Annotated in this window: 14 protein-coding genes; 13 read left to right on the top strand and 1 reads right to left on the bottom strand. The window is 40.7% G+C overall.

The genetic code is table 11. The features are described from left to right. Nucleotides 1-78: 78 nt before the first annotated feature. From MTF66_RS03355 to MTF66_RS03325, 7 genes are all read left to right on the top strand, one after another. Complete coding sequence (locus MTF66_RS03355) at nucleotides 79-759, top strand: SDR family NAD(P)-dependent oxidoreductase (RefSeq protein ID WP_248526377.1); 681 nt, start codon at nucleotides 79-81, stop codon at nucleotides 757-759. 9 nt (nucleotides 760-768) lie between these two features. Further along, the gene (locus MTF66_RS03350) at nucleotides 769-2,304 is read left to right on the top strand and encodes an AMP-binding protein (protein ID WP_248526376.1); all 1,536 of its coding nucleotides are present in this window, start codon (nucleotides 769-771) and stop codon (nucleotides 2,302-2,304) included. Nucleotides 2,305-2,402: 98 nt separating this feature from the next. Beyond that, nucleotides 2,403-2,822 carry a DUF3429 domain-containing protein gene (locus MTF66_RS03345; protein WP_130167664.1) on the top strand — a complete coding sequence of 140 codons (420 nt, stop codon included), beginning with the start codon at nucleotides 2,403-2,405 and terminating at the stop codon, nucleotides 2,820-2,822. 54 nt (nucleotides 2,823-2,876) lie between these two features. Continuing rightward, on the top strand, nucleotides 2,877-3,248 hold the full coding sequence (locus MTF66_RS03340) for a hypothetical protein (protein ID WP_248526375.1): 372 nt from the start codon (nucleotides 2,877-2,879) through the stop codon (nucleotides 3,246-3,248). Between the two features lie 4 nt (nucleotides 3,249-3,252). Beyond that, nucleotides 3,253-4,053: a class I SAM-dependent methyltransferase gene (locus MTF66_RS03335; protein WP_248526374.1), complete on the top strand. Its 801-nt coding sequence runs from the start codon at nucleotides 3,253-3,255 to the stop codon at nucleotides 4,051-4,053. 2 nt (nucleotides 4,054-4,055) lie between these two features. Then, nucleotides 4,056-5,042: a Gfo/Idh/MocA family protein gene (locus tag MTF66_RS03330; RefSeq protein ID WP_248526373.1), complete on the top strand. Its 987-nt coding sequence runs from the start codon at nucleotides 4,056-4,058 to the stop codon at nucleotides 5,040-5,042. A 161-nt stretch (nucleotides 5,043-5,203) separates the two neighbouring features. Then, the gene (locus tag MTF66_RS03325; RefSeq protein ID WP_282454008.1) at nucleotides 5,204-6,880 is read left to right on the top strand and encodes a methyl-accepting chemotaxis protein; all 1,677 of its coding nucleotides are present in this window, start codon (nucleotides 5,204-5,206) and stop codon (nucleotides 6,878-6,880) included. 32 nt (nucleotides 6,881-6,912) lie between these two features. Here the strand turns inward: MTF66_RS03325 and MTF66_RS03320 are convergent, their stop codons facing one another. Continuing rightward, complete coding sequence (locus tag MTF66_RS03320) at nucleotides 6,913-8,928, bottom strand: TonB-dependent receptor (RefSeq protein WP_248526491.1); 2,016 nt, start codon at nucleotides 8,926-8,928, stop codon at nucleotides 6,913-6,915. A 444-nt stretch (nucleotides 8,929-9,372) separates the two neighbouring features. On the opposite strand from MTF66_RS03320, the gene MTF66_RS03315 reads away from it, so the two are divergent. The 6 genes from MTF66_RS03315 to MTF66_RS03290 all read left to right on the top strand — a co-directional run bounded on the left by MTF66_RS03315 (nucleotide 9,373) and on the right by MTF66_RS03290 (nucleotide 16,683). Next, nucleotides 9,373-9,663, top strand: a complete 291-nt coding sequence (locus MTF66_RS03315; protein ID WP_119853064.1) for a hypothetical protein — start codon at nucleotides 9,373-9,375, stop codon at nucleotides 9,661-9,663. After that, a complete protein-coding gene (locus tag MTF66_RS03310) occupies nucleotides 9,660-11,231 on the top strand; it encodes a PepSY domain-containing protein (protein WP_248526372.1) in 1,572 nt (523 codons plus the stop codon). Before MTF66_RS03315 ends, MTF66_RS03310 begins: the two co-directional genes overlap by 4 nt. Nucleotides 11,232-11,381: 150 nt before the next feature. Beyond that, the gene (locus tag MTF66_RS03305; protein WP_248526371.1) at nucleotides 11,382-12,245 is read left to right on the top strand and encodes a DMT family transporter; all 864 of its coding nucleotides are present in this window, start codon (nucleotides 11,382-11,384) and stop codon (nucleotides 12,243-12,245) included. 161 nt (nucleotides 12,246-12,406) lie between these two features. Beyond that, nucleotides 12,407-14,746 carry a TonB-dependent receptor gene (locus tag MTF66_RS03300; RefSeq protein ID WP_248526370.1) on the top strand — a complete coding sequence of 780 codons (2,340 nt, stop codon included), beginning with the start codon at nucleotides 12,407-12,409 and terminating at the stop codon, nucleotides 14,744-14,746. A gap of 42 nt (nucleotides 14,747-14,788) precedes the next feature. Next, nucleotides 14,789-15,076 (top strand): hypothetical protein, encoded by a 288-nt coding sequence (locus MTF66_RS03295; protein WP_058584698.1) that lies wholly within the window; start codon nucleotides 14,789-14,791, stop codon nucleotides 15,074-15,076. Next, the gene (locus MTF66_RS03290) at nucleotides 15,073-16,683 is read left to right on the top strand and encodes a PepSY domain-containing protein (RefSeq protein ID WP_248526369.1); all 1,611 of its coding nucleotides are present in this window, start codon (nucleotides 15,073-15,075) and stop codon (nucleotides 16,681-16,683) included. The genes MTF66_RS03295 and MTF66_RS03290 overlap by 4 nt, the downstream gene beginning before the upstream one ends. Nucleotides 16,684-17,188 lie beyond the last annotated feature (505 nt).

Genomic DNA, 17,188 nt, shown 5'->3' with positions numbered 1-17,188 from the left:
TGGGTCGTTTAAAGCTAAGTTTTCTGTTAACAATTTATATATATTGACTAGCTAGTTTCGCTAATTAGTGGTCATGCAATGTTAAGAAGAGTGTTTATTACCGGTGCCAACAGTGGCATTGGGTTCGAATTGGCAAAGCAATATATTAGCCGTGGTGACGATGTCGCTTTATTTGACGTACATTTCAACGAACAAACAAAACAATCGTTAAGTGAGCTTGCTGATGATTACCAATACATTGAGTATTTTGCTACGCATATCTGCGATAATGAAGCACTGCAAACTCAAGTAAATAATGCAATCGCAGCGATAGGCAAACCAGATTTAGCCATTTTTAGCTGCAGTACCAATGTGCAACTAAGTAAAGAAAATAGTATTGCTTGTCAGCACTTTGCAACACTAATAACGCCACACTTAAGCATGAACGGCCACCTAGCACTGACCACACAGTCTATTGATGCCACTCAATTTACACCACAGCCCAGCGCCTTGATATTAGCCAAAGAACTACGTAAGAAATTTAAACCTAACAACATAAAAGTCAGTTTAATTTGTGCAAGTAAATCGCACAGTGCTTTAGCCAACCCAGCCTATGCTGCAAAACACATTTTGCGCAGCTTGGATAAACAAAAATTAATGGTGATCCTAAGCTTACAATCTAAACTAACCTATATCATGAGTCGTTACTTACCGAATTGGATAATGGGTTCTGTGATGGATCGCCTCATAAAACAACAATTAATAAGAACAACACGCTAAGGAATCCCCATGAACACACATGATAACCTAACGCAATTAATAGAGCATACGTGTCAAACTTATGCTGACCTTCCTGCCTATAACAGTGCAGGTAAAACACTCAGCTATGCCCAAGTTGGACAACAGTCTCGCTACTTGGCACAGTGGTTTCAACAACAAAGTGGTCTTGTTGCTGGAGACAGAATAGCCATTCAACTACCTAATATTGTTGATTACCCTATCGTTACCTATGCAGCAATTCGTGCAGGTTTAATCGTAGTCAATACCAACCCGCTTTATACTGCTCGTGAAATGCTACACCAGTTTAATGATGCAAATGTGAAAGCCATTGTTATTCTTGATGCTCTTACCGATAAGTTAGCAACGGTTATCAATGATACGTCGATCAAAACCGTTATTGTTGCAGCGGCTGTTGCTGAGCCAACATTGCAAGAGGGTCAATTTTCGTTAAACGAACTCATTCGCCAAGGTGAAAGACTCGCCCCTCTTGATGCTCATCAAGCAAGTCGTGACGATATTGCTGTTTTACAATACACCGGCGGTACCACAGGGGTTGCCAAAGCTGCGATGCTTAGTCATGGCAACATTTTAGCCAATGCCGAGCAAATGAATGAGCGCTTTGATGACATTTTAAAGCCCGGTCAAGAAACGGGTATTTGCCCACTTCCGCTTTATCATATTTACGCCTTTACGGTGAATATGGTTGGCCTATTTGCCATGGGGCAATTTAACGTTCTGATCCCAAACCCTCGTGATTTAGATGCGTTAGTTAAGCAAATCGAACCATTTGAAATTAATTACTTTTCAGGTATTAACACCTTATTTATTGGCTTGTGTATGCACCCAGGGTTTAAAGCACTGAATTTTTCAAACCTAAAAATGACCGTGTCAGGGGGCGCAGCTTTAACACATGCTGCAGCTGATGCGTGGATGACCACCACAGGTTGTACAATCACAGAAGGCTATGGTTTATCAGAAACCTCGCCTGTTGCAACGTTAAACGACTTTAAAAAAGAAGAAATTGGTAGCATTGGCCGCTCACTCTCAAACACCACTGTGGAAATTTGGGATGAAAACGACGAGCCTGTTGCTGACGGTGAGTCTGGCGAAATTGTTGTTAAAGGCCCGCAGGTGATGATGGGTTACTGGCAACGCCAAGACGAAACCGACAAATGTATGAAGCGAGGTTTTTTCAAAACCGGTGATGTGGGTCTGAAGCTTCCAAGCGGTAATTACAAAATTGTAGACCGTTTAAAAGACATGATTATTGTTTCTGGCTTTAACGTGTACCCTAACGAAGTTGAAAACGTACTTTGTCAGCACCCAGCTATCTGTGAAGCAGCCGTTATTGGTGCAAAAGATGAAAAAACCGGTGAGCGTGTCTGTGCCTACATTACTTTAAAAGAGCAGATTGATGAGCAACAGGTGAGTGACTATTGCCGCGAAAACTTGAGTGCTTACAAAGTGCCTAAATCAATCATTTTTATGGAACAATTGCCTAAATCAACGGTTGGCAAAATTCTACGTCGAGAATTACGCCAATAATAAAGCGATCGTTTTAGCCGCCTAACTGGTATAAAATAGTTATTAAATAAAGCATACCGTTAGGTATGCTTTTTAATTTAAGCGGTTTAAAGGTCATTATGGAAAAGTTTATTAATCACATTCAACTTGGTTACTTAGGTTTACTACCATTTTTAGGCTGCGTAGGTTGGCCACTTATTGCAGGAAGTAATGCCGTCAATTTAGACTTTTTCACTTTTTATAGCATCGCTATTTTAGCCTTTATGGCTGGCAATTTATGGCATGCAGGTCAGCAAACGCATGCTGATGCTATTAAAGCGATTATTCCTATCTTACCGATTGGCTTTTTAAGCTTTTTACCAGCAACTTGGACACTGGCTTGGCTAGCAGCAAGTTTTTGGTTAGTACTGTTATTTGAAAAAAGCTCACCGCAGTGGCAAACCTATCACGTTGATTATCAAAAAATGCGTTTTGTTTTAACGTCTGTGGTATTTGTATGCCACATATTTGTAATTGGCATGAGTATCTATCCTGAGTAGCCCTTTTCTTACGTTTGCGGTAACATCCGCGGCTCAGTTTTTTAAGGACTTGCTATGATAGATCAACTGCGCGCTAAACTAGACCACCTTGGCGAAAATTACGTAGAAAAAAACGCTCACTTTAAAATAAAAGTGATCCCGTTTTTTTGTGCGATTCACATTAAAAAAGATCATAAAAACCAAGGCAATTTAAAGCTATATTCAAATCAGTTGATTGAAATATTTTTAGCTACCATGTTCTTGTTATTCGGCTTAATGCTTTTTGACACAGACGCGGGGTTTACCCATGGTCCTATTCATATCGTTATTGCCGTATTGATTAGTTTTAACTTAATCTTTAAGCAAATAGCCATTGAAGGGCTTAAAACTCGCTTAGCCCTTTGCCCTGAAATCGCGCAAGAAACAACGCCAGAACAAGGCAAATAGCAACATGTTTTTAGACCCTAGTTGGCGCATATTAACGGTTGGCGATGGTGATTTATCATTTTCGCACTCTATTGCTCGTTATATAAAACCTGCCAAGCTTGTTGCTTCAACTTATGATGATGCAAACATCATAGAACAAAAATATGCCGACAATGCCCTTAGCGCCTTGCAACAACTTAACATTGAAACACTAACCGAGTTTGATGTAACAAATCCTGAGTCGTGGCAGCGCTTAGATGGCACTTGTTTCGATGTGGTTATTTTTCAATTTCCACTTATACCAGCGTTTAAAGGTGAAGCTGCATTTAAAGCAAATACCCAACAAGGTGGTATGAATGTTTTAAACCGTGCTTTGTTGCATCGCTACCTAGACTACGCAAGCCAGTTCGCATTAGATAAAAACGGCCCGATGCTCTGCTTCATCACCTCTAAAGATGTAAAACCATACCGCGAATGGAATATTGAAGGCAGCTTAAATCAAGGGCTGACTTGCCAATATCTTGGCCAAATGCCATTCGATATTAACTTATTCCCAGGCTATAAAATTCGCAATGTTGATCGCGATAAACACGTTAAAGACACCAGTGGCATTACCTATGTATTTAGCGAAAAAACTGACAATAGCATTACTGAAAAGCTGACTTTACCCGCTTATTTAGGTGATAAACACTGTGCATTATGCCGAGTAGGCCCTTATATGGCACAAGAAGATGAAGACAAACATTTGTTAAGCAAAAAACATAAACAAATGGAAAAGTTTGAACAGGATTGGCAAGCATGGCTTGTACAAAACAGCGAGGAGTAACCATGAACTTTGTGATTGTAGGTACCAATTTTATAAGCGATACACTACTGAGTGCAGCTAAACAAATTGAACAATTCTCCTTATACGGTGTGTGCTCTCGAGAGCAGCAAACAGGCGAGGCTTTCCTTGCAAAGCACGACGCTATAGACGCAAAAGTGTTTACCAATATTGAGCAAGTATGCCAAGACCCATTAGTCGATGCCGTCTACATCGCCGCACCAAATAGCTTACACAAAGACTATGCTGTAATGTGTTTAAAAGCCGGTAAACATGTTTTAGGTGAAAAGCCTTCGGCTGCTAACAGTAAAGAACTAGAGGCTATCATTCAGGCGGCAAAAACACATCAACGCTTATACATGGAAGCGATGATGACCACCCATTTACCAAACTTCGCACGCTTAAAAAATGCCATCGAAAAAATTGGCACACCCCGCAAATATATTGGTCAATATAGTCAGTACTCATCACGTTACGATAAATATAAAAATGGCGAGCGGCCAAATACTTTCTTGCCAGAATTTGCTAACGGTGCATTAGTCGATTTAGGTATCTATCCGCTGTATATTTTACTCGGATTATGGGGCGCGCCTCAGAGTGTAAAAGCAAGCGGCGTGTTACTTGAAACCGGCGTTGATGGAGCTGGCGATGTATTATTAAATTACGCTGATAAGCAAGCGGTGATCAGCTATTCTAAAATCTCGCAAGGCGATAATTTTACTGAGATCCAAGGTGAAAAAGGCCGTATTCGTATCGAAGCAGTCTCTTTATTAAAGCGTATGCAATTTATCGGTAATGATGGCACGGTTGAAGAGCTATCTGAGCCATTTGATGAACACTTTATGCGCCATGAAGTAAGCCACTTTATTCAAGCAGCGAATGCCGGACAAATTGAGTCTTCAGTTAATACTCATACACTGTCAAAACAAGTCATGGCAGTGCTTGATGAAGCACGAAGTCAACTTGGCGTTGTGTACCCCGCAGACCAATAAATGTATTATTCAAGGGTAGTTGACACTGCCCTTGTTATTTTTAGCACCCTTAATTACAAGCTTAAATGATGTCTTCTAATTAACTTACTCGTAATTTTTATCGAAATTAGATTTTTGTACTATGGTTAATAATATTTACTTTCAATGAGAAGGGTAATATTTTGACTATTCGCTTTTTACTCAGAGCGGTTTTCGCAGCAACCATTGCCCTAGCTGCCGGACTTCTCCTCATTATTTTGTTTTTGCAATCAGGCCAAGATGAAAGTATGGAGTCGGCTCAACAACGTTATGAACTAAGTCATCTTGCCAAGTTTTCATCTTCAAACTCGATTCACCTTACAGAACTAGCTCGTCAACACGTGGTAACTTTAGATCCTCGCTATAAAGTTGAATACCATCAACTTGTTGATCAAATTCAAGGAAAAGCTGTTTGGCTAAATGGCGAAAAGAAAAGTTATGAACAGCGTTTAAGAGCATTTAATGTGGCTGCTGATGATTTAGCCCTGTTGCAAAAATCCAACGACTTATCACTCAAATTAGTTGAAACAGAAGAAAAAGCATTTAGCTTAGTCAGTGATTTACTTGGCCGTGATACAAATAACTTAACCGTCAGTGAGCATAAAAGGTGGGTACAAGCTATCGAACTTTTAACCAATGATGCTTACATGGCCGAAGTTGAGAAAATTCAGCAACCCGTAAAAGCATTTTTAAGTTCAATCGAGGAAAAAAGTGCTGCAGAAGTTAAAAGCAATCACGACCGTGTTGTCACCCTAAGTTTAATTAGCACAGCTTTAGTCCTGACTATTATTGCTACCTTGATATTGTGTTACTGGCAATTAGAGAAAAAAGTGATTAAAGCAACTCATGCCTTAATTGATGAAGCTAAGCGTATCTCTGAAGGGGATCTATCTTGTTATATTGATCATAAAGCTGATGACGAAATAGGCCAGCTTGCGAGCAGCTTTAATATCATGGTTGATAAGCTGTCTCAGCTTCTTAAAGAAATACATGATCAATCAGAGCAAGCGCAAGTGGCTGCAAAAAGCCTCGACGAAATTTCACAGCAAGCTAAAACGCTAAATGATATTCAAAGCCAAGCGATTGAGGTGATTTCAAGCTCAGTCTATGAAAACTCAACGGCCGTTAAAGAAGTCTCTCAAAACTGTGCAGAAGCGGCAAGCAGTGCCACCGCAGCTAATCAGAAAACCCAAGAAGGTCTACAGGTTGTACAACAAGGAGTTAGCTCTGTTGAATCAGTGGCCGATACACTCACCAAATCACTAACAGACCTTAACCAACTCGAGTCCTCTGTAAATGAAGTCACGGTTATTTTAAGTGTTATAAGTAATATAGCCGAACAAACTAATTTATTGGCACTGAATGCCGCAATCGAAGCTGCGAGAGCAGGTGAACAAGGCCGAGGTTTTGCCGTTGTTGCTGATGAGGTAAGAACTTTGGCTAGTCGAACGCAAAGCTCTACTCTTGAGATCCAAGATAAAATTGACTCATTACAATCTGCAACCAATGCTGTGACGCAGAGGATACGCTCTAGCGATAATCAAATTAAAGAGGCAGTGATAAACTCAGAAAAAGTGGGCCATATGCTCGATGAAATTAGCGTACAAGCAAAAGCCATTTCTGATGCAAACATGACCATAGCTTCTGCATCTGAGCAGCAATCTCAAGTGACAGAAGAAATCGCCCAGCGCTTAAACGAAGTACAAGATACCAGTCGAAAGTCGCAGCAACAAACGCAAAGCATTTCGGACTCATCGAGTAAGCTGGCTAACTTGGCGAATAATTTAAACGGGCAAATTAATCGCTTTAAATTAAGCTAGTCGCTGATCCAGCTCAGCGACTAGCGATTAGTTTAAAATCGGTAAGTTACAGATGCACCGATAGTTTGCGGGTTAACCACAGCCACGTAGCCTTGTGGGTAACGACCACTGACAGGTTCTTGTGAGGTGTATGCTTCTTCATCTAAGGCATTGTTGATGAAGGCACTTATCAACCATTGTTCAGTATCATAAGTCATCGATAAACGCGTAATAGTGTAATCACCCGCAACACGCTCTTCTGTGTTTGTTAAGTCGCCATAAAACTCATCAACATAATTGGCACTTAAATTCACTTTTAGACTATCGGTAAACCAATGCGACAGACCTAAACTCGCCGTTAACTCCGGTGCAGAATTTAAATCATTGCCAACGGCATCAGGAAAGGCTGATGATTCATCAATTTTAGTTTTCAATAAACCGAAACCGCCATGTAACTGCCACTGATCGCCCAACATGCTGTAGGCTTCAACTTCTAAACCATAGCTATGAGCATCTTCAATATTAGTGATTTTACGTGCTGAGCTAAGCGCTTGATAACCGTTGAAGTTATTGTAAAACACATTAGCACTAATATTCATATCGCCATTATTTAAAACGCTGCGCGAACCAATTTCATAGGTATTAACAGTTTCTTCATCGTAGTAGTAATAATCTTCAGCGGTAAAATCGAGTGCGCCACCACCCGCGTTGTAGCCACGACGCGCACTGGCAAATAACGTCGTTTCGTCACTAATATCATATTGAATCGCGAGCTTTGGTAAACGTAGTGTGTGTGAATTATCAAGTTGCTCTACGAGCATATCACCACGAAATGCCATATTGAAATTACGTAATTGTTCTTCACGCTCAATACGCAGGCCCGCTGTTAATGTTAATTCGCGGCTTAGGTTAAAGCTTGTTTCACCATAAACTGCGGTCGATTTACTGCTATCGTCGCCGTAATAGTTTGTTGCTCCCACACTTTCAAAGTCTTGGTCGCGGTCAAAATAAGCAAGACCAATAAAGCCTGAGTAAAAATCATTGCTTAAACCAAAGTTAAGTTTGGTATCTACCGTGATGTTACTCTCATCCATTGATACATCAGATTCTGCGCTTTCAAGTGGCTCGTATGCTTCAAAGCCCCATTTGTAATCCATGTAAGCAACTAAAACATCTAACGAGAAATCATCGTTGATCTTGTAATCAACATTCACTTGCGTGGTATCAGATTCAGTATCCATAATACGTTGATATAGCGGCTCATAATCAAATGGCTCATCCGCTAAAAAGTATTTACGACCCGAATTACCTTCTTCACTGTAAGTTGAATAAGTTAGCTGTACAGCAAGATCTTCGCTTGGTGTGTAAAGTAATTTAGCGCGTGTGCTGCTGGTATTTAACTTGTTTAATTCACGATCAGTTGGGTTTGTTTCGTATACCGATGGGTTTGAAAACGTTTCGCCATCAACATACTGAGTTGATAAACGAAATGCTAATACATCTTCAACTAACGCCCCTGATACCACTGCGGCAGTATCTAGGTAACTATCTTGGTTGCGATAACCGACACGCACTGCCCCTTCAAATTCTTGAGTTGGTGCTTTGGTTGTCATGTAGACAGCCCCCGCAATACTGTTACGACCATTGCTGGTTGATTGCGGCCCTCGGTAAACTTCAATTTGTTCTACATCCCACAGACCCGTATCACCGGTTAAATCGGCTACAAATGGTTGGCTAACACCATCAATCAAGGTTGAAACACGAGCCTTAGAGCCACCACTAAATGAGTTGAAACCCGTTGCACCACCATTACCTGACACACCTCGCATATCTGGTACAGAGCCCGTTAACACAACGACGTTCGCCATTTCTGACAGCGCTTCAGATATCGAAGCAAGTTGACCGTTTTCTAGTAAAGACTTATCAACAACCGCCACTGACGACATGGTCTCTTTAAGTGACTTCTCTGTTTTTTCACCTGTAACAACAATGGTATCCATGGATTTTCGACTGCTTTGGTCGTCATCAGCCCATGCTGAGCCCTGTGCAACAAGTAATGATGCAAGCATAACTTTGGTGAGTGAATTAAGTTTAAATGCAGTAGCCAATGTCCTTTCCCCGTAAGAGATTATTAGAATTAAACAAATTAAGTTTGATAAAAAAGCGCTAGGAAATTAACACAAGCTTAATGATATTGCAATTGAGTTTAGTTATCATTTACAATGACATTTAACACCAACTACAACTATAATCTTATGCTCATTTTTACCGTTACCCTGCTGGTCGTTTTCGCTGTCAGTATTTTCTACTGCACCAGAAAGCAGCAGCGATTCTTAAAAAAACCAATTAAAAAACAATGGCGATTACTTTCAATTACGTTAACCGTTTGCGCACTAATACTTGCCCTTCAACAGTTTTCAACCACGGCAACCGTTTTCTTCATCATCTTTAGCATCATGCTAATGTTGATGCTGATCCCTTTTACTAGCCTGCTGCAAAGAAAAGGATAATTCATGACAAGCTCATCTAAACGCCAGCCGACTTGGTTAGGAAAAACCCTAGCAGGTGCATTTTTAGGGCTGGCACTCTCATTTATTTTCGTTGCTTTTTTTGCTTGGTATGGCCCAGGAGGCATTGATGCTCGCGATAAAGTGCAATTTAACATGTGGATGATCACGCCTGTTTGGCTAACCATTTTTAGTTTTAGTTATTTGTTCAACTCAGCAAAGCAGGCTTGGCTTGTCCTTGGCAGCTTAACTGTGCTGCTTTATGGCGTGTTTTTTATGCTAAGGAGTGCATCATGAAAGTAAGATCGGATATTCTTCGCACCTATCAAGGTGTACATACATGGACAGGCATTATTGCAGGTTTAGTGCTGTTTATTGGTTTTTATGCGGGCAGTTTGACCATGTTCAAGCATGAAATCCAGCAATGGGCAGCACCTATACAAGCTCCTAAAATCACCAGCTCTAATTATGACTACCAAACACTGGTAGATACTGCGATTAATGAGCGAGGCGAGCAACTTGCTAAAGGCTTTAACCTTGATTTACATACCCAAGATGCACCTCTTTCGTGGTATATCAAAGGCAATGCCCGAGGCATGGAGCTTGATAAACAACTTAACTTCGCCCACCTAAATGCTGATGGCAGTTTAAACGTCAGCGCACAAACCGAAAACGAACTTGCCGATTTAGTTGATTATTTACACCGTACAGCAGGCTTTATTGGTGAAATTGGCCATGACCAATCTGGTGTGTATATTCTTGGCATTGCCTGTATTTTGTACTTTTTAGCTTTGGTCTCAGGGGTAATTATATTACTGCCGACATTAGTTAAAACCTTTTTTGCACTGCGTAAAGAAAAAGGGCCTAGTCGATTTTGGCTCGATAGCCATAACCTTATCGGTATCGCCAGTTTACCATTTCACTTAGTCATTGCATTTACTGTGGTGGTGTTTGCGTTTCATGATTTTATTTATGGTGGTTTAGCGCAATTTTATGATGGTAAGCCATTGTTTCAGCGCCCTACACCTGCCGCGCAAAGTTTTCATATTGAAAACTTACCACGTATTGATGAGCAAGTACTCGCAGCGAAAAACTATGCCCCCGGCTATGAGCCAATCCACATTCGCTATAGTAATTTAAATTCAGCATCACCTTCTGCGGTGTTTATGATGAGTAATAATAATGCGGTAGTACGCGGCCCGGATACCGATTACTTATTTATGAACCCTTACACACTAGAAGTGGTTAACTCAAGCTACCCGCAAGGCGAAGATGCAGTGTGGGGTAACATGGTTGCCAGTATTTTCTCACTCCATTTTGGCACCTATGGTGGAGATTGGGGTCGTTGGGGCTACTTCATTATGGGGTTACTAGGTGCCTTCTTATTCTATTCGGGTAATCTACTGTGGATAGACAAACGCTTCAAAAAAGATCCCAATAAACGCAGTACCTTGTTTATGGCAAGGCTCACCATTGGCGTTTGTTTAGGGTCAATGATAGCCGTCGCTTTTACACTCGTTGCTGCCAAATGGCTACCTACTATTGTGAGCAACACAAACTACGCCACCCTATACAGTTATTACGCAGCTTTTTTTGCTTTTGTAATATATAGCTTCTTAAAGCCTGTACAAAAGGCAACCACTGCTGGCTTTTACATGCTAGCGGGCCTGTGTACGTTAATGGTGTTATCTACACTTTTAAAACTTGCCTCAAGTGACGTTAACCCTCTCTTTTACTCAAGTTATATGGTCGACATTGTCGCTGCTATATTTGCTGCTATTTTCTTTAAAATGGCCAAACGCCAGCATCAAAAACAGGCCACGCAAACCATCATGCCAGCCTTTGAACAAGCAAGTCGAGTTTAAGCATTCTGAGTATGGGTATCAAAGCGATTTGATACCCATAATTTTGCTTTATCGAAAATCTGAGTCCGTTTAACGAAAAACATTTCTTCTCCAATAAAACATCAGTAGAATCGCCGCAAACTTGAGCTATTAACTTTCATAAGGACAGTGATGCAGCGCACCATTCCACCGTTTTTTATTGCTGTTATTTGCGTGCTTCTCGCAATGGTTACCATTCAATCTGGAGCCTCTGTTGCAAAGCAATTATTCCCTTTAATTGGCCCTGAAGGTACCACAGCACTGCGCTTAGGTTTTTCAGCTGCTATTTTGTGCCTTGTGTTTAAACCTTGGCGCGCATTTCCACCTTTGGGGCAACGCATGCCAATCATCGTTTATGGCTTAAGTTTAGGTGGCATGAATATTCTGTTTTATTACGCGATTGAACGTATTCCTTTAGGGATAGGTGTTGCGCTAGAGTTTACTGGCCCCCTTGCGGTTGCTCTTCTTTCGTCACGTAAAAAACGCGACCTATTTTGGGTAGCCTGCGCCATTGCTGGCATAATTTTATTGCTCCCAGATATGAAAGGCGAAGACAGCCTTGACCCTGTAGGTGTTATTTTAGCCCTTGCGGCGGGAGCGTGTTGGGCGTTTTATATATTGTTTGGCAAAAAGACCGGAAACCAAGGCTCAGGCGGAATGACCGTTGCTATGGGTATGAGCGTCGCCGCTATTGTACTTGTGCCTTATGGTGCTGCTTCTCAAGGGGTTGCACTATTGAGTTGGGAAGTTTTACCGCTCGGTATTTTAGTGGCAGTCATGTCGAGTGCACTGCCCTATACCTTAGAAATGGTGGCACTACGTAATATGCCAGCGCAAGGCTTTAGCATTATGATGAGCCTAGAGCCCGCGATTGCAGCACTGGCTGGCTTTATAATTCTCTCTGAGTTTTTAAGCGTGTGGCAGTGGCTCGCTATTTTATTAGTAATAACTGCCTCAGTAGGCAGCTCAATGTCAACCCAACAAAACGACAAATAAACTCTCCACCTATCTTTATTTAAGGGCGCATGATGCGCCTTTTTCATTTTATTTAATCCACAAGTTTAAATTTATCTTACAAGCTATTTAAAATTGTTAATAATGAAACTTATTTGTATAATACAAACAATTCTCATTACCGCACAAATAACGGAACCAGAATGCTTATCGTAAGAAAAACAAAGATAGCTGCAGCCATAGCGAGCTTTTTAACCCTCTCATTATGTGCGCAAACAGCTTTAGCTGATGACGCTGACATTGAAAAAATTGTTGTTAAAGGGCAAAAAATAGACCGAACTTTACAAGAAACACCAGCGAGTGTTGCCGTGATAACGAGTCAAACAGTAGAACGTGAAAACTTAAATGATTTTTACGATGTATTGGCGCGGACACCTAATACATCAGGCACCGATGGTGCTGGGTTTAATATTCGTGGAATCGATGCATTTAATGTCACTGGCGGCGGCTCTGGAGGACTGGCTAGTGTTTATATTGATGGCGCCCCTGTTCCATATCGAATGATGCAACAGGGCGGCTTCTCAACATGGGATATTAGCCAAGTCGAGATATTACGAGGTCCGCAATCAACTTTACAAGGACGTAATTCTTTAGCAGGCGCAGTGGTAATGAAAACCCGTGATGCTATGCATGAGTTTGATTTTAAAGGCCGCTTAGGGGTTGGCGAGTATGGAACACAAGAGGCCGCTGTTGCTTTTGGTGGCAGCTTAATTGAAGACGAGTTAGCATTTCGTGTTAGCGGTGAAAAACGCGACTTTGATGGCTACAATACCAATGTTACAACAGGCAAAGAGTCTGACTTTGATAACAACGAATTTTATCGTGCGAAGCTGCGTTATACACCTTCTGCATTACCTGAATTGGAAGCACAATTTAGTTTTATGCATAGCGAAAATGACAAAGGTATCGACTGGGTTATGGTTGAAAGTGGTCATCAAGACTACCCTATTAATGATATCTACAAAGATAGGTACGTATACTTAGATTCGCCGACTTATGAATGGACAGATACTGACTTATACATTTTAAACTTTGATTACGATCTAAATGATCAATGGTCATTTGCTTCTATCACTACTTACTCTGACGCTGCCTATGGGTATGAGTGGGATGGTGATGCGAGTATGAATCCACCTAAATCGACTCTAACAGATGTAAGAAAAGACGAAACAAAAACACAAGAGCTACGATTTACTTATGATGACGATAAACTTTCGGGTTTGATTGGCTTCTATTATTCAGATCTTGATGTTTTTGATAGTAGTGGTGGTGAGCGAGGCATTACATTTGCAGATTTAGGTGTGCGTTCATTATTAACTGCACCGGCTGAATTCGGAGGTCTAGGTTTACCTGCAGCATTAGCTGATCAAGTACTGCAATTTTATGCCGCAGCAGATCCTGTTTTTATTGGCCAAAACTCTGATTACATTCAAAGAGTAAAAACTAAAGCATTGTTTGCTGATTTTACTTATGAAGTTAACGACAACTGGGATATATTTGCCGGACTTCGTTACGACAAAGAAGAGCAAGCCAACGGTACAATTGCAGACATCCATATCACAGAGCAAACTCAAGCTGTACTGCCAAACCCAGAAGATTTCGCAACCAACCCTATGCTTGCCCAATTGGTAGCTGGTATTAACCAGCAGCTTTTTGCAATGGCAGATGGCGCATCAGGGGATGAACCTGTAGAGAATGCTGATTTTGACTCATGGCTACCAAAGCTGGGCGCAACATACCGCTTCAATCAAGATGTTTCTACAAGCTTCACAGTACAAAAAGGCTATCGCTCAGGCGGTGTCGGTACCAATGTAGCAAAAGCAACACCATTTACTTTTGATCCTGAGTATACATGGAATTATGAGCTTGCATTTCGCTCAGTCTGGTTAAATGAAAAGTTAGTAGTCAACGCCAATATTTTCTACCTTGATTGGACCGACCAACAAATTGCGGTTTATCTATCAGGTAATCAATACGATAGAGAAACTCGTAATGTCGGTAAATCACACGTTCAAGGCTTTGAAACAGAAATTAGTTATGAACTTACAAATAACCTTAGCCTTTATGGCGGGTTAGGTTATTCAAAAACCAAAATTGATGAGTTTGTTACTGATGTCAATGGCTCAGAGGAAGATTACCAAGGCCGTCCTTTCGCTGGGGCACCAGAGTGGACTGCACTTGTTGGCTTAGATTACTTTAACGAGCAAGGTTTCGTTGCAAATATCAATGCAAGCTATACAGGAAGCTCACAACGCTTGTCTATTCCCAAAGAAACAAGTGACAGCATTTTTATTGATCCACGAAATGAAGCCTACTGGTTAGTAAATACGCGAGTTGGTTATCAATGGGATAATTATGGCGTTTATGCACTAATCGAGAATCTACTTGATGAACAATACGTTGCTCTTGAACCAGCTGGTTTTAACAATCAAACATTAAGCTCACCAAGAACCGCTAGTATTCGTTTCGAAGTAAGTTTTTAATAAAATACGGCGGCTAAGGCCGCCTTTTTGAGGGGCATAAAAATGACTAAAAACCACACCTTCTCTGCAACTAAGCGGCGCCATTTTATGGCTTGTTTACTTGCCTTGCTGACTGCGATTGTGATGATTCCAGGGATGACAACATACCTTCCATTTGCTATTGAAGAACAAATTCTTATTCCAATAATGTTGTTTCCTTTAATTTGGACAGCCTTGTTTATATATGCCTATATGGCTGAAAAAGCGTGGCACCCTTTTGCATTGATGTTATTTATCTTGATAAGTCATGGTTGTCTGAGCTACTTAGCATTGACTGGGGGGCAGTCATGAAATCAATCAGCTTGAAAAAACTTTTCTTAATGCATAGCTGGGTCGGTATAGTGACTGCCATCTTGCTGTTTATTGTTTGCTTCACTGGTGCGTTAGCAGTGTTAAGCCGCCCAGAACTAAAGATTTGGGCAAATCCAGAGCTACATCAACTCAGTACACTTCCAAGCGAAAAAATCACTGAAATAATTAATAAATACCATAAAACTGTGCCAAAAGAGTTTGGCGAAAATATTCATGTGTATTTACCAACGGGGCACAATACACATTTACTAACCGTATTGTTTGAATCACACCATGGGGATGAAAACTACAGTGAAGCGGCTGCTTATGCTTATCAGTTTGATCCGCGTAGTTATCAATTAGTGAATGAATATTATGGGGCAACGAGTTACTTTTACGAACACAGAAAAACAGATGCACCATCATTTATCGGGCATTTTCATGCAGACCTACATTTAGGTAGACCTATAGGCTTAATTTTAACCGGATTCTTAGGGTTAACATTGCTTGTTTCTACAGTGACTGGTTTATTTATACATCGACAGTTATTTAAAGAGCTATTCACATTTAGGCGCAAAAAACCGCTTGATGTCATTATTAACGATGGCCATAAAATTATGGGGATTTGGGGCAGCTTATTCCATGCAGTCATTGGTTTTACAGGTGCTTTTTTAGGGCTTGCTACCGTTATTTTGCTACCCGCAGCGGCATTTGTTAGCTTTGGCGGCGATCAAGAGAAATTGATTGAAAAGTTCACAGCCATTCCAGAACCCATTATCAGCGAACAATTTCAAGCCACAGATATAAATGCTATTTTGCTAGATGCACAAGTACGCTACCCAAAAGCAAAGATAATTGATCTCACTATAATGGCGCATAATGATGCAAATGCAGAAGTCTACATGAGACTAATTGGTGGTGAGCAAGTGGCTTCACAATTGTTGAAGTACCATGGCTCTGGTGAATTTGTAAAATCAATGAGCAGTTTTGGCGATATACCAGGGGCATCAATCAAAGTACTAGAGTTATTGTTTCCGCTTCATTTTGGTAATTTTGCAGGCTTGTTTGTTAAATTGGTTTGGGTATTGCTAGGGCTGAGCACTGCATTGTTACCGCTCTCAGGTATGATGATGTGGCTTGCCAAACGCAGCCGGGGCAATAACCCCACACTCAGTCAACAAGCGTATAAGCGCTGGAACAGAGTTATTATTGGTACTTGCGGTGGCCTTGTATTAGCGTGTGCTATTTTATTCCCTGCTCAAATACTATTAAATAACCTTGTCGATAGTACCTTGCATAACAAGGTATTTGCTCCATTATTCTTTTATAGCTGGTTAGCATGGTCTTTATTGGCTCTATTACCATTGAACTATCAGCGCTTTTTACAAATCACGCTTATAGTCATTGGTGTAGCATGTTCGGCCATCTTACCTCTTAATCTAATACTTTCATCAAGTCACGCTTTTAGCGCAGCTAACCTGTTAGTGAGTGTCGTTGATATGAGCTTTTTTGTAATCGGCGTTACCGTGTTATATGGCGCTTTTTGTAAAGTGAATATTCAAGGTATCTCTAAAACGAAAAAGTTAAAGCAGGAGTTAACAGTATGAATTTACTTCTCCTTATTGCCGCAATAATATTACTTTTAGGTAGTAATTTACTGATTAGAAGCACAATAAGAACCTATAACCTCTTATCACCGTGCTTACTAATTATTGCAACAATATTACTAACTCTCATTTATGGTTTAGTTGCAGGTGTTTTCATTGCTATTGCAAGTTTCCTCCTTACAGGCTTATTAACTGCACTGTGCCTTGGAAAAGCAAACTGAGTTGAGAAGTACTACCACTGGATTTTTTAGTCGCCATCATGTCTAGCATATACGCTAGACATGATGGCGCTTCGCAATATACCCGAACAAGACTTTAGCATCATGATGAGCCTAGAGCCGGCGATTACAGCATTGGCTTGCTATCTTATTAGTTATAATCACATCGGTTGGCAGCTCGATGTCGAGTAATCCAGAAGATCAGAAAAGTCAGAAAAACAGCTAAATTAACATTTTAAATGCTTTTTTTAATACTTAAAGACTAAATTTTAGACTCAAAAACAGCT

Source organism: Pseudoalteromonas sp. 2CM39R (genome assembly GCF_023161845.1).
The sequence above is the reverse complement of the archived record's forward strand: the minus strand, read 5'-3'. Positions and strand labels throughout refer to the sequence as shown.

Excerpts from the sequence above, each read along its gene's own strand:
- MTF66_RS03310 (WP_248526372.1), top strand. The coding sequence starts at position 9,660 with ATGAAAGTAAGATCGGATATTCTTCGCACCTATCAAGGTGTACATACA.
- MTF66_RS03295 (WP_058584698.1), top strand. The coding sequence starts at position 14,789 with ATGACTAAAAACCACACCTTCTCTGCAACTAAGCGGCGCCATTTTATG.
- MTF66_RS03320 (WP_248526491.1), bottom strand. The coding sequence starts at position 8,928 with ATGCTTGCATCATTACTTGTTGCACAGGGCTCAGCATGGGCTGATGAC.
- MTF66_RS03340 (WP_248526375.1), top strand. The coding sequence starts at position 2,877 with ATGATAGATCAACTGCGCGCTAAACTAGACCACCTTGGCGAAAATTAC.
- MTF66_RS03335 (WP_248526374.1), top strand. The coding sequence starts at position 3,253 with ATGTTTTTAGACCCTAGTTGGCGCATATTAACGGTTGGCGATGGTGAT.
- MTF66_RS03350 (WP_248526376.1), top strand. The coding sequence starts at position 769 with ATGAACACACATGATAACCTAACGCAATTAATAGAGCATACGTGTCAA.
- MTF66_RS03290 (WP_248526369.1), top strand. The coding sequence starts at position 15,073 with ATGAAATCAATCAGCTTGAAAAAACTTTTCTTAATGCATAGCTGGGTC.
- MTF66_RS03305 (WP_248526371.1), top strand. The coding sequence starts at position 11,382 with ATGCAGCGCACCATTCCACCGTTTTTTATTGCTGTTATTTGCGTGCTT.
- MTF66_RS03345 (WP_130167664.1), top strand. The coding sequence starts at position 2,403 with ATGGAAAAGTTTATTAATCACATTCAACTTGGTTACTTAGGTTTACTA.
- MTF66_RS03300 (WP_248526370.1), top strand. The coding sequence starts at position 12,407 with ATGCTTATCGTAAGAAAAACAAAGATAGCTGCAGCCATAGCGAGCTTT.
- MTF66_RS03315 (WP_119853064.1), top strand. The coding sequence starts at position 9,373 with ATGACAAGCTCATCTAAACGCCAGCCGACTTGGTTAGGAAAAACCCTA.
- MTF66_RS03330 (WP_248526373.1), top strand. The coding sequence starts at position 4,056 with ATGAACTTTGTGATTGTAGGTACCAATTTTATAAGCGATACACTACTG.
- MTF66_RS03355 (WP_248526377.1), top strand. The coding sequence starts at position 79 with ATGTTAAGAAGAGTGTTTATTACCGGTGCCAACAGTGGCATTGGGTTC.